General features: G+C 46.2%; 9 protein-coding genes. 6 read left to right on the top strand and 3 right to left on the bottom strand.

From position 1 onward, the window contains the following. Positions 1–14 precede the first annotated feature (14 nt). Complete coding sequence (locus E1919_RS06865) at positions 15–1,289, top strand: DUF4302 domain-containing protein (RefSeq protein WP_162052611.1); 1,275 nt, start codon at positions 15–17, stop codon at positions 1,287–1,289. Between the two features lie 355 nt (positions 1,290–1,644). Here the strand turns inward: E1919_RS06865 and E1919_RS06860 are convergent, their stop codons facing one another. Continuing rightward, the gene (locus E1919_RS06860) at positions 1,645–4,041 is read right to left on the bottom strand and encodes an endonuclease MutS2 (RefSeq protein ID WP_162052610.1); all 2,397 of its coding nucleotides are present in this window, start codon (positions 4,039–4,041) and stop codon (positions 1,645–1,647) included. Positions 4,042–4,232: 191 nt separating this feature from the next. On the opposite strand from E1919_RS06860, the gene E1919_RS06855 reads away from it, so the two are divergent. Next, the gene (locus tag E1919_RS06855) at positions 4,233–4,682 is read left to right on the top strand and encodes a NanQ anomerase/TabA/YiaL family protein (RefSeq protein WP_162052609.1); all 450 of its coding nucleotides are present in this window, start codon (positions 4,233–4,235) and stop codon (positions 4,680–4,682) included. Between the two features lie 65 nt (positions 4,683–4,747). Beyond that, positions 4,748–5,749: a nucleoside hydrolase gene (locus E1919_RS06850; protein ID WP_162052608.1), complete on the top strand. Its 1,002-nt coding sequence runs from the start codon at positions 4,748–4,750 to the stop codon at positions 5,747–5,749. Between the two features lie 105 nt (positions 5,750–5,854). On the opposite strand, the gene hemA is transcribed toward E1919_RS06850, so the two are convergent. Then, the gene (gene hemA / locus E1919_RS06845) at positions 5,855–7,123 is read right to left on the bottom strand and encodes a glutamyl-tRNA reductase (protein WP_162052607.1); all 1,269 of its coding nucleotides are present in this window, start codon (positions 7,121–7,123) and stop codon (positions 5,855–5,857) included. A 774-nt stretch (positions 7,124–7,897) separates the two neighbouring features. Here hemA and E1919_RS06840 point away from each other — a divergent pair. Continuing rightward, positions 7,898–9,031 (top strand): hypothetical protein, encoded by a 1,134-nt coding sequence (locus tag E1919_RS06840; RefSeq protein WP_162052606.1) that lies wholly within the window; start codon positions 7,898–7,900, stop codon positions 9,029–9,031. A 54-nt stretch (positions 9,032–9,085) separates the two neighbouring features. Here the strand turns inward: E1919_RS06840 and E1919_RS06835 are convergent, their stop codons facing one another. Then, positions 9,086–9,496 (bottom strand): hypothetical protein, encoded by a 411-nt coding sequence (locus tag E1919_RS06835; protein WP_162052605.1) that lies wholly within the window; start codon positions 9,494–9,496, stop codon positions 9,086–9,088. 136 nt (positions 9,497–9,632) lie between these two features. Between E1919_RS06835 and E1919_RS27310 the strand changes: the two genes are divergently transcribed. Both E1919_RS27310 and E1919_RS06825 read left to right on the top strand, forming a co-directional pair. Further along, positions 9,633–12,716 carry an adenylate/guanylate cyclase domain-containing protein gene (locus tag E1919_RS27310; RefSeq protein ID WP_202915865.1) on the top strand — a complete coding sequence of 1,028 codons (3,084 nt, stop codon included), beginning with the start codon at positions 9,633–9,635 and terminating at the stop codon, positions 12,714–12,716. Positions 12,717–12,946: 230 nt separating this feature from the next. Further along, positions 12,947–13,885 (top strand): ribokinase, encoded by a 939-nt coding sequence (locus tag E1919_RS06825; protein ID WP_162052604.1) that lies wholly within the window; start codon positions 12,947–12,949, stop codon positions 13,883–13,885. The last annotated feature ends 2 nt before the right edge of the window (positions 13,886–13,887 follow it).

The following is a 13,887-nucleotide window of genomic DNA, read 5'->3' as shown; positions in this document are numbered from 1 at the left end:
CATTAAAAATCAGTATGAGAAAGATATGGCTACTAGGCCTCCTGATAGTCTCCATGCTATCGGCCTGCGACAAAGATGACAATGAGGTGGCTCCCGGTGAAAGACCGGACGAGCGACTGAACCAGGTACTAAGCGAGTATAAGTCCCAGTTGGTAAATGCGGAATATGGCTGGAAGGCTACTCTGTTCCCCGAGGGAGGAGCTGGATATAGCTTTCTGTTCGATTTTTCAGAAAATGACCGGGTTATTACACGCAGCGATATAAACGCCGGCACAGCAGCTCCCCTGGAGAGCACGTATCGTTTAAAGGCAGCACAGCTCCCTTCTTTACTTTTTGATACTTATACGTACCTCCACATTCTGGCTGATCCGGATGCCACTAAGAGCGGGGGCGAGTGGGGCGAAGGCCGGGTTTCAGATTATGAATTTTCGTTTGACAGCGTCTCACCTGACTCCATTATACTAACCGGTAACTACAATGACAGCAGACTGATATTAGTCAGAGCGACGGCAGATGAGGCTTCAAATTACATCAGCAGGGTAAATGAAAATGCCCAGACGTTCGAGAACATCAACAACTTTACCTCTTATTTTAAGCAGCTAGAAGTAGGAAACCAATCTATTGATATCGTTGTCAATACCGACCTCCGCACCATTACGTTCACCTATGATGAAGGAAGTGGCGTGCGAACATTTACAACAAGCTATTATTTTACGCCGGAGGGCCTTAGGCTGCTGCAGCCTTTAAACGTTGGGGGTTTAGTAATCACCAGTCTGAACGAAATGCAGTATAGTGCATTCCGAAACAGGATAAATCTGACAGTGAATGGAACTGAAGCCAGTATACAAGAGACTAGTTCACCTGCCTACGTAGATCCTCAGGTAGCCAGAACCTTTTACAATAATCCTCCAAACGGCGCATACTGGCGAACAGTAAATGGATTTACAGTAGAAGGCGTAGTGGATACCTTCAATGTAGGCTCTATCGCAAATTTAGAACTCATTACTTTATATATACAAGCCTCCCCTCCCTATGATGGGTTGATTTTCTGGACTACAGATGGAAAATTCTTCGGACCAGCCTTACGTTCCCGGTTTACGGACGATGGCAGAATCGTCTTTACCTATGGTGGAGAATTTGGCACTACACCTGAGCAGGCGGCCCCTATGGTAAATGCCACACGTGAACAGTTAACAATACCTGAGGGATATTATGTTATCAGAACCGGCCCCAATACATATGACCTGGTTAGTGCTAAAGACGGAAAAACGTGGATCAGTTTTCAGTAGACACTTTGATTGTTTCTCGCGAGCTGTGTTGGGTAATATAATAGTCTGCCTAAGCTGCCGTAGATTCAGTTCATCCAGCGGAATCTCACCCAATGTTCTATAGCTTTAGTCTGTGCTCTCTAGGCCGAGAGGCCTCGTCTTCGGGCATCGCGCTGTGTATATTTCCTGCCTTACGGCTGCCACTAACGTGGCACCGGAAATTTACAAGGCGCTCAACCCAAAGACTGGAAACAGTCTCACTTCGTGCAGAAGGAGAAGAAATGCGTGAGCTTTATGAAAGGGGGGGCATGTGAATTAAAACAAACAACAGTAAAGGCTCCCTCACCAGGAGCCTTTACTGTTGTTTGTGTACATATTACTTCAGCACCGCCAGGGTGGCACCGTCGCCACCGCGTTCGGAGACTTCGTTACCTACACTTGCCACTTCCTGCACCGAGTACAGGTAATCGCGCACTACCTGCCGCAATACGCCGTTGCCCCGGCCATGGATAATTTTAATCTCCGGGATACCCAGCATAATGGCTTCATCTGTAAAGTTCATCAGCTTAGTTAAAGCATCTTCGGCATACTCTCCCCTGATATCAATGGTCGAGGCAAAGTCGGCCATGCGCTGGGTAATGTTTATGCCGCGGGTATAACCTTCTGCTGTTCCTGCTTTTTCTTTCTTCGGCTTCGTGGCTACCTGCCGGTCTAACTTCTCCAGGTTGTCTACTTTCACGATGGTCTTCAGCCCTCCAAAAAGTACTTCAGCTGTTTTCCCCTTTATACTCACCACCTGCCCGGATGAGTCCTGCCCTACCAGCGCCACATAGTCACCTTCTTTTATAGCGCCATTGCTCACGCGTTTGTGTGCGGGGCGCGGCTCCTCCTTGCGCACTTCAGTGGCAAAGCTTTCCAGTTGCTGCCGGGCCTGCTTCGTCTGCTCTTTCTCTGCCTGGCTCTGCTTGATCTGCTGAATCGTGGACTCGATTTTCTGGTTTGCATCCTTCAGCAAGAGTTTTGCTTTGCCTTTGGCCTCTCGCATAACGTCCTGCTTGCTGTCTTCGAGGTAGTTCTTCAGGTCCTGGTACTCCTTCACGTTCCGCTTCAGCTTCTCCTCCAGTTTGGTCGCTTCGCGCAGCTTCTTTTCCAGTTCCTGCTTTTCTGTCTCCAGTTCCTCCAGCAGGCGGTCATAACGGATTTTATCTTTACCAACCAGGCTGCTGGCCTTGTCTACGATGTGCTTAGGCAAGCCTATTTTACGGGCAATTTCAATGGCAAACGAGGAACCTGGCTTACCAATTTCAAGCTGGTAGAGTGGCTGCAGGTTCTTATGATCGTAACGCATGGCACCGTTGATGACACCGGGGTTTCGTTCTGCGAAATTCTTCAGGTTGGTATAGTGTGTCGTAATCACCCCATACACTTTGCTGTCGTTCAGGTTCTGCAGCACCGCCTCTGCGATGGCACCGCCCAATATAGGCTCTGTACCAGTACCAAACTCATCTATCAGCACCAGGCTCTTTTTATCCGCCACCGTCACAAACTTCTTCATGTTGGTGAGGTGCGAGCTATAGGTACTCAGGTCATTTTCAATTGACTGCTCATCCCCGATATCAATAAAAATATCATGGAAGATACCTGCCTCTGAGTTATCAGCCGTGGGTATCAGCATACCGCACTGCAGCATGTACTGTATCAGTCCTACCGTTTTCAGACTCACCGATTTACCACCCGCGTTGGGTCCGGAAATCAACAGGATGCGTTGCTCCTGCGTCAGCTCCAGGCTCATGGGAACAGTTGGCCTGCCCAGCTGCTTGTGCGCCATGTACAGCAGCGGGTGTATGGCCTCGTTCCACTTAATGTGCGGGTACTTGTGCAGCTTCGGCATAGTGGCTTCCACACGTCGCGAAAAAGCCGCTTTTGCCCGGATAAAGTCCAGCAGGCCCAGGTACTGGTAGGCCTTCCGCAGCTCCGGTATATGGCTGCGCAGCGTATTCGTCAGCCCCACCAGGATACGTATCAGCTCCCGGTGGTACGCGTTCGTCAGGTCTTTGATATCATTGTTGAGCCCGAAAATAGCTTCCGGCTCAATATAAACCGTTTGCCCCGTGTTCGACTCATCGTGTATCAAACCTTTTACACGGCGCTTATGCTCCGCCAGCACCGGGATAACCAGGCGGCCTCCCCGGATAGTTGGCTCCACATCAGCGGGTGTCCAACCTTCGCTTTTGGCGTGTTTAATGATGGAGGAAATAGACTTACGGAGCACCGCCTGCTGTGCAATCAGGTCGCGCTTCAGGCGCTGCAATTCAGGTGTGGCATCGTCACGCACTGCTCCGGCATCGTCTACCACTTTGTCCAGTGCCGCAATCAGGCTTCGCTCTACGGTTACGCTGGCACCCAAGGCTTTCAGCGACTCATACTTGCCTTCCTCAGCGGAAGATATAAAGCGCAAAGAATCGCGGATGGTACGCAGCGACATCTTTATTTCAAAGAAATCCTGTACATCCAGGTAAGTACCCTGTATAGCAGCGCGGTCTAAGCTGGCCGTTACGTCGAAATAGTGCTGCAGCGGAATCTCGGCGTCAGACTCCAGCAGTTGTTTAAACTCATGTGTTTGTTCTAGCAGTCGCTGCACCAGGTCGTGCCGGTTCAGGAAAGTCATGCGGTTTACAAAATGGCGGCCCAGTGGGCTAAGGCAGAGCTCTAACAGCATCTCGCGCACCTGTGCAAATCCTATTTTTATTTCAAAATTCTCTGGGTAGATCAATTCTTATCTCTTAATTTATGCAAAATTAGCAATATCTATAACAACTAAGCAGGGCTGTTTTGTTCGATTTGCTTTCGCGTATTTCGTATCAGGTAACACGTGTCAAGACACATGTCTTTTTACTACTACAGGTATATTTAAAATCTCTAACTCCTAAACTCCCAAACTCTTTAACTTTCTAACTTTTCCAAATGGTTTTAGACTCACTACAAAACGCAAACCGCTATTATACCCTGCACCCGCTTTTTGAGCAGGCTTTCCGCTTTTTACAGGAGACAGATTTACTGGCACTTTCCCAGGGGCAGCAGGCCATTGAGGGCCGCAACTTATTTGCTATCATCTCTGAAGGCACAGGCACAACCGAGAAAGAAGCAAAGCTGGAAGTGCACCGCAAGTACATTGATTTACAGTACGTGATCTCCGGCACAGACCACATGGGCTGGAAAAGCCTGGCGTTTTGTGAGCAGCCTGATATTCCGTATATTGAAGAACGCGACGCAGCCTTTTTCCCCGACAAAACTGGCAATTGGTTTGACGTGCCTGCCGGCTACTTCACCATATTTTACCCGGATGATGCCCATGCCGCCATGATTACGGAGGAAACAGTACGTAAAGTGGTGCTGAAAATAGCAGTGCGTTAAACCTACAATGCTCTAATATGCTACCTTCCGAAGAGCAAACCTTTTTTATCTAACAAATAAGCACCATGAAAAAGCTTTCAAGATTAGTCCTCGCGTCAGCATATGTCCTGCTGATTTACGGCTGCACCAACAGGGCAGAAAGTAGTGTCCAAGCAGACACAAAAATACCGGTAATTTTCGACACAGACGCGAATAATGAACTGGACGACCAACATGCGTTGGCGTATTTACTGCTGAATAACGACACGTTCGACGTAAAAGGCATCACAGTAAATGCCACTAAAAACGGAGGAGACATAGAGGAGCAGTACGCAGAAGCTGAACGCGTTCTAAAACTCCTGAAGATGGAAGATGAAATTCCGTTACTAAAAGGAGCCAATGGTTCCTTCACAGCAATTAAGGAGCATACTGCCAACAACAGTTTTGATGGTGCTGAAGGAGTTAATTTTATTATTGAAAACGCAAAGCAGGCACAGGAAACCTTAACAGTGATTGCGGTTGGTAAATTGACCAATGTTGCCCTGGCTTTGAAGAAAGATCCATCTATTGCAAATAAACTGAGGATAGTGTGGTTAGGCTCCAATTACCCCGAGCCGGGAGAGTACAATCAGGACAATGACATCCCTTCTATGAACTATGTCTTAAGCACGGATGTGCCATTTGAGATGGTAACTGTCCGGTATGGCAAGCCTAGCGGCACAGATGCGGTTAGAGTTACCTCGGAAGAAGTTGAAAGTAAAGCAGCAGGTAAAGGCCCCAGAACATCAGAGCCGGTAACCGGCCGACACGGAGGCGAATTCTATACATTCGGTGACTACTCTGTAAACCTCTTTAACAACATTACACTACACGGGAACCCTCCCTCCCGTGCCTTGTTTGATATGGCGGCTGTTGCCATTGTAAAGAATCCGGATTGGGCTGAGGCCATTACCATTCCGAGCCCTGTTCTACAGGAACAGGAAAATAAATGGGTGGAGCAGCCGGGCAATCAGCGCCAGATAGTTGTATGGCAGAACTTCGACAAGGAAAAAATTATAGCTGATTACTTTGCCTCACTAAACAAATAAAAAGAAGAGCCAGACTAAATGGTCTGGCTCTTCTTTTTATTAAGCAGTTTTCAGATTAAGTAAGGTATATTTTTTACTACTCGTATTTCTCTAATATGCTGATGCCTAATCTTTCACTACCTCTTTTTCGAGATTGAAAAGCGCACTAAAACTTTGTAACAAGGCATCTGACTCGCCACGCTGGCAGGCTGCCTTCAGTTCAAGCGCGGGCAGCTTTACTATCTTGTTGAGTATGTTTTTGGTTAAGGCCTCCACCAGCTCTTTCTCTTCCGCACTCAGCTTTTTGAGGTAACGGTTCAGCTCCTGCTGTCGAATCTCCTCCAAACGATTCTTGAAATTCTGAATGGCCGGTGACATACCTATTTCCTGCATCCAAGTCTCAAATTCCGAGACAGCCTCAGCTACAATCTGCTGCACCTGCGGAATGGCTGTCAGGCGCTTTTCCAGTGCTTTTGTGGTACGGTTGCGGATATTATCGATGTTGTACACGCGGGTACCAGGCAGGCTTTGCAAATCGCTGCTGATGCTGCGCGGCATCGAAAGGTCTATGAAAAACTTTGGGGCCTCTTGTGCATGCTTGTCAAAATCATGCTTACTTATATAGAAGCAATCACCAGGTACAGAAGAAAAAATCACATCTGCCAATTTTATCTCATCCCACACATTTTCCCAATAAGCAGCTTTTACGTTGCATTTCTGAACCAGGTCCAGCGCTTTATAGTGTGTGCGGTTTACCACCACAACGTTGTTGATAGCCGACTTCTGGAAATTATCACAAACGTCTGCGCCAATCTCCCCCATTCCTATCATAAGCACCCGCGGGTTCTCCATTGCCTTTGTGAGGTCCTCCACCAGTTCTACTGTTGCATACGAAACAGACGCCGCCCCATTGCGGAAGCAGGTTTCGTTCGCTACTCTTTTACTGGAGTAAAAGATGGTGTGCATAAGGCGGTGCAGAAATGGACCTGCCGTACCGGCATCCGTTGCCCATTGGTAGGCATACTTCACCTGGTTCATAATCTGCATATCGCCCACTACCTGCGACTCCAGCCCCAGCGCCACATAAAACAGATGCTGCACTGCTTCTTTATGGCAGGTAATGTGTTTGAAGTAGGGTTGCACAGTCTTGGTGGCAATAAACCCCTTCTCGATAGCCAGCAGCTTAATGATTTCACGGGAGTAATCAACGTCTGAGGAGTAGTATATCTCTGTGCGGTTGCAGGTTGAAAGTACCAGCACGTCATTTGCTCCTGTAAACTCCCTTACTTTATCGAGCAGATTTCTACAGCCTATTTCATTTAATGAAACTGCCTCGCGCACAGCGATAGGTGCATACTTGTAAGATAACGTAAGTACTTTGAACTGGCTTTGCATATTATCTAACTCGGTTAACATTGCAAACTTCCGAAAAACGGAAAACGAAAAACATGACAAATGTCATTCCCGCTAATGATATTAAGCAAGCTGACTAAATCCGTGACATATCTGTATCGCCCTCAAAAGCACCAGAAATTAAGCAACTGGTTTGTCAAGAAAGGCATCACAATTAAGTCAAAGGAGAAGTCTGTATGGCTGTAAAGCAGCGGCTCCAGCAGTTAGCCACAGACACAGCGAGCGCATTTATGCAGCAGGCCCGCCCCGACGAAATGATTTTTAGAACAGGAATATCAGCCTTCGACACCTGCCACTCTTGTATAAGTTGATAGCTGCATAACACTTGTTTTCTAAGGTTAAAGCAGTAGCTCTATCATCTTACAAAACTGTTGCCTGTTAATAAAAGACTTAGATAATTCTATACAATAAACTGACTCTCAGGCATTACGTTAAGGTACAAAGTTCGTGGATAATTGTGTGCAAAAATAAAGCTAACTACATTAGCTTTACACAATCACAAACTAAGTAAATTAGCGACTGTTTAATAATGTACATGGTTATTTTAGTTTACAAAACTTCAGTTCATCAATGCCCTTATATTAACCTGCCTTTGCTGTTTCTTGTGGCCAAAAAGCTGTTGGTGAGAATGTATAACAGCGGCATTTCTGAATGAAGCATACTTAGTATGGTAGTTTTCTTGTGCTTCTCTCATCTCATGTATCTACCTATAACCTCATAAGCAATCTGTGGTTTTTTAGCCACGCATTTTTACCTATGTCTGCAACAGAACCCAAAGATTTCTTTCAAGTGAGGCGCAGCTTTATGGAGATAAAACAAGAGGTTCTTGTTTTATACTTCAACACGTGGTGCAACATCCAGTTGGCTATAGTAAATGCTGAGGCGAGGGAAGCAATGCTATATATTGACCTGCAAGCCGGGAACCTACAAGACAAGGAAGGAAGTGCTGAATTGCCTGCTACATCCAAAGAGTATCTTTTAAAAAGTATTATAAAAAGCCCTCTGCTGAATGAATTAGTGAGAACTTTCTTTTATGACAAGAGCAAAATTATGCTGGAGCGTGTAAGCGAAGGCATGAAAGCGCTTTCATTTTACGGGGAATTGATTCACCCGCCTGTCCCGCTGAGCAGTTCAGAAAATAAGGCAAAGATGGAAGAGCTTTTAGAGGCAGGCTGTCCGTCTTTGGCTTTTATCAATCCTTTTATTAGTGGTTATCAACAGCAAACGCTAGTACAAGCTATCCATAAATGGCACTCCGATTTGTTTATGCTGCTTGATCCGGAGAGTATAACTAAGGCCGTGGCTGGACGAAAGGCCAGCCAGCATCTGGTAAAGTTATTTGGAGATAGGCTTCAGGTAATAAGCAACTATTGCAGAAAGGAGAAAGATAAGTATAAACGCCAGGAGTTTATTCTGGACCACCTGATCGGTGTGCTCCAGGAGAAAGAGTACTTCACACTGCTGTTCAAGGTGAATCAACCCGGGGTGGAACAGCCTTACCAGTATCTGCTTTTCTCCTCCCCTGACGGCCAAGCGTACAGGAGCTTTAAGGAGGCTATCCTGCCTTATTGCACCTTTCAGGAGGATGATGTACCTGTTTTTATTGCCAATGATTTTGTCCGGGCGCAGTTTTCCCTCTTCGAGCAGCGTCCGACCTACACTATTCCGAACCTGGTGGATTGTCTGGTAAACCAAGCGGGCTTTTATAAGTATAAGTCCATTGAGAAGATATATGAGCTTGATAGCTGCGGCACCAACTACACCAGAGAAAATTATGTCGCGGCATTTGAGCAGTTACGTAAAGCAGGAAAGATAGAACTGCTGAACGCCAAAACCATGCAGACAATCAGGCAGCCTACGCCTGCTTCAGTGGTGAAGTACCGGTTGTAGGACAGCCTCCCTCTATCATTTCAAAATACACCTATAGTCAAATGGCTCCTGCTGTTACCTTCTCTTATCAAAAATAACTGCAAAGATCAGTAATGAAGAAGCAAACAGTGCTACCGTAGAAAGCAGGCTTCCGTGCAAAAGTGTGCCACCGCTTTTAATCTTTCTTACGTTTTCCGCAGCATCAATAGGCTTTGTTTTTTTTTTGTTGATGTCAAATTCAACATAATCTCCAACGCTAAACTCACCTCTTGTGTCTTCATACCAGACCACTGACTTGGCTTTCCTAAGTGCTCTGCTTCTAAATCTATCTTCATAAACCTTTATATAAAGCAGCTTTGCTGCCGAATGAAACTCCTCTGCGCTACGCGTAGAGTAATTGGCTGTTTCTGTTGAACCAGCACTCCTTATCTCAGAAGTGAAAGCAAAACTAGTTGGCTTTACGGCAATGACTGTTCCTTGAGGCATAATGCAAACATTTAAAAGGTTTACTATTTGGTTATCAGCTTTGAAGAGTACCCCACTCAAATAAAAATACTAATTTTTATCTAAATTGATACACATCGTATATATAATTAGTTTTATTACATCAAAACATATTACCATGTTTAAATATCTCTTAATTACCGTGTTATTTCTGATAGGTAGTTTCAGATTAATGGCGCAGGTGGGGGATCCATTTATACAAACATTCCCGCCCTCGGCATATCAAAGCGATGGGTATGTTTCAAGCCCCCAGAACTGGGGAATTATACAGGACGACAGAGGCATAATGTATGTCAGTAACACGAGTGGAGTATTAGAGTATGACGGCGTTACCTGGCAGTTAGTGCACGGAACAGCGTATCAGGGCCGGTTTCAGTTTGCTAAAAACAGCGAAGGAAGAATATTTATAGGCAGCAACAGCGATCTGGGCTATCTGGCTCCTGACACGATCGGTAAGATGCATTTTGTTTCTTTACTGCCTTACCTGAAAGGAAAATACCCGGAGATACGTGTGACCAACATAGCAGCCATTGGACAGGGTGTGTATTTCAATACCAAAAACAACATATTCCGCTGGTCTGGCAAGCACTTTAAGGTGTGGCACAGCAGAGCGGGCTTCACACGAATATTCGCCAGCCAGAACCAACTCTACATCATAGACAAGGAAAAGGGATTATGTGTGCTGCAAGATGATCGGTTGAGCGCCCTACCAGGTGGTGAGAGTTTAAAAGAATTAAACGTGATTGCCCTCCTGCCCTACCATGATACTACAACTGCAAAGCAAAACTTCTTTGTAGCCACTTTTGATGAAGGCTTGTACGTTCTCAACGATCAGAAACTGAATAAACTGGAGACCAAACCTGCCGGAGTCTTGGATCAGGAATATTTCATGCACGGACTTACCTTATTGGATGGTACTATTGCGCTGGCAACTATATCTAAAGGCATAGTGATTGTAGACCATGAAGGGCAGGTAAGAAAGATAATAGACAAGCAAAACGGCTTAAGTGACAATACTGTTTTAAGTCTTTATACAGATAAGGAAGGTGGGCTTTGGGCTACTTTAAACAAAGGCATTAGCCGCATCGCCTATCCATCGCCGGTCACCTACCTGAACGAAACTGCTGGACTGGATGGGATAGTGCTGGAAGTACTAAAGAAAAAAGAACTACTATATGCAGGTACGTCTTCTGGTTTATTTGTCTTAGATGAAAAGGATGTGCAACCAGCTTTTCGTAAGCTGCCACAGCTACAGAACGAGGTATGGAAAATGCTTGATCTGGGCAATTCCCTTTTGGTAGTAAGTACGTCGGGCGTTTATATCTTGAATGGTAATGATCTGAAAAGGGTATCTCCTCCTCCAACAGATGACATTATTTTCAAAACTGTTTATCAATCAAACCGCAACAAAGACAAATTTTACATAGGGTCCTCTAATGGACTGTCTGTTCTCACTTATAACAGAGGGAAGTGGAAATGGGAAGGGAAAGTTGAGGGCGTGAACCACGATGTTATCTGGCTGGCAGCGGACAAAGAAAATGTGCTTTGGGCTTCCTGTGACAATAACATATCCGCTATTGAGGATTCCGAAGAATATGGCTTACAACCTCCTGTACGAAACCTGAAACCTGCAACTAACTTGGCAAAAGACCTGCGCAGGTTCCAGGCATGTACCATAAACGGGAATATACACTTCTGTACCAGCAAAGGCATCTACAGCTTTGAGAAACAAGGAGAGCGTTTCCAGCTAACCCCGGATGCTACTTACGGCGCACATTTCGCAAACGGTTCGCGCGAGGCTATAAACCTGACCGAAGACATAAAAGGGCATATATGGCTAACTTCAGAGTTCCGCACCGGACGACTCCGCAAACTCCAGGACAAAGCTTACGTGTGGGATACGATACCTTTAAGCCGGATGCCCCGTGTGGATGTCTGGACGATTTACACGGATGCAGAAGGTGTAGTATGGCTGGGCACTACCGAAGGCATCTTCCGGTATAATCCGGATGTTCCCAAAGACTATAAAATGCGGCAGCACACCGTTCTCAGGAAAATAAAGCTGGCAGGTGACTCAACGGTCTTCTTCGGTGCCTTTGCTGATAGTGGTGCTGTTACAGTCAAACAGTCGCCCAGGTATAAATTTAATTTGCCTCATGCCATCCGATCTATCAGCTTTGAATATGCAGCTACTTCTTTTGATGCTCCCGGCCAAAATGTATACAGCTATATGCTGGAGGGCGAAGACGAAAAGTGGTCGCACTGGACTTCAGAAACGAAAAAGGAATTCACCGGACTGGATGAAGGGGATTATGTGTTTAAAGTGAAGTCGAAGAATGTATACGGTGCTGTTAGCCCGGTTTCAACGTTCGAGTTTTCTTCCCTGCCTCCTTTTTACCGGACCTGGTGGGCCTACAGTCTCTATATAATACTCTGGGGTCTAATCGTCTGGGGTATCATCAAAGTAAAGCACCAGAACCTGATAGAATCTAAAAGAAGCCTGGAAAAACTGGTGCATGAGCGGACGGCGCAGTTAGAGGCTGAAAAGAAAAAGTCCGATGACCTGCTGCTTAACATTCTACCTGCTGCAACCGCCGAGGAACTGAAAGCCAATGGCCGCACCATCGCCCGGAGCTATGAAACGGTGACCGTCTTATTCACCGACTTCAAAGACTTCACTAAGATCAGTGAAGACCTGTCGCCGGAAGAATTAGTAGCTGTCATTGACTTCTACTTTTGTGCCTTCGACCGCATTATAGCGAAATATAATATAGAGAAGATAAAAACGATTGGAGATGCTTATATGTGTGCGGGAGGCATACCGGACCCAAATGCAAACACACCAGCCGATGTGGTGAAGGCCGGGCTGGAGATCTTAGCCTTTGTAGAAGGCCTAAATCCGGAGAACCGGCCAAAAAAACATAAGTTTGAAATTAGAATCGGCATACATACCGGGCCTGTGGTAGCCGGCATAGTAGGCACACAAAAATTCGCATATGACATCTGGGGTGACACCGTGAACACAGCAGCCCGTATGGAGTCCAGCTGCCAGGAAGGGAAAGTGAACATTTCGGGAGCAACGTACGAGCTCGTGAAAGATGCGTTTATTTGTTCTTATCGCGGTAAAATTGACGCAAAAAACAAAGGCGAAATCGACATGTATTTTGTGGAAGCAGTTGTTCCTGCACCAGTATTGATATAAAGCTTTATAGACCTCTTCGGCACCACCTTAGGGAGATAGTTCCTCCTATAGGCTGCTTCTCCTCTCCGGTGTCACAAATTACCGCCAAGGAACTCCCTCTTCCCAGCTAGATGAATGAACGCATGCTTTGTCATCCATCAATTCTGCTTGGCTCACCAGATAAAGCCATGTTTCCGTATCAGGAGTATAAAGATTTATCTTGAAAAGGAATCAAATAAAATCAGTAGTGCATGAAACAAGCTCTCATCATATCATTAGGAAGTATAAACAAGGACATACAAGTAAGAACAGAGCGCTGGCCTGAACCAGGAGAAACGCTTTTAGCCGAGGATTATATGACGCTGGGAGGCGGAAAAGCCGCCAACCGAGCTTACCTGGTTCGCCAATTAGGAGCTCCCTCGCTCTTGCTGGCAAGAACAGGAGATGACCAGGAAGCCAAAGAAGCACTTCAACCACTGAAGGAGACGGGCGTAAACCTGGAGCATGTAAAACAATTGCAGGGCCAGCGCACAGGCCTTTCCATGGTAGTTGTACGCGCTGACGGCAAGAAAACCATTATCCTCTCCGCAAACGCAAACCAAAACTGGGAGCAGGAAGGGCCCGACCTGGTAGAGCAGGTTATTTCAGAGGCTCCTAAGGGTTCTGTGCTTGCCATAGATCTGGAAATACCCGCTGCTGTGGCAGGCAAAGCAATGCAAACAGCTAAAAAAAAGAACATTCAGGTAGTCCTGGATCCTTCGCCCACCCATGCCCTCAAGGCCGAATATTTTGAATTAGCCGACTTTCTGACACCAAATAAGTCGGAGGCTGAAAGTATAGTTGGTTTTGAAATCAAAAACAAGGATGATGGGTTCCATGCATGTGAGGCTATACAGGAGAAAGGTGCACGCAACGTAATCATAAAATTGGGGAAAGACGGTTATGTGATGCTTTCAGACAATGAGCAGCATTTCGTTCCGGCGCCGGATGTACAGGTAACCGACACCACAGGTGCAGGCGATGCTTTTGCCGGGGCACTTGCTTTTGCAATTTGGGAGAAGCAGGATGCCATAAGTGCCTTACGGTTTGCCGTAACAGCCTCGTCCCTGGCTACAGAAACGTATGGTTCACAACCAGCATATCCCGACCGAGCCACCATAGAGAATAAAATGGCAGCGTTTAACCTATAGAA

Origin of the sequence: Pontibacter pamirensis, from assembly GCF_010015475.1 — a bacterium.
Classification (GTDB): domain Bacteria; phylum Bacteroidota; class Bacteroidia; order Cytophagales; family Hymenobacteraceae; genus Pontibacter; species Pontibacter pamirensis.
Note: the sequence above shows the minus strand (reverse complement) of the source record. Positions and strands in the feature narration are given on the sequence as shown.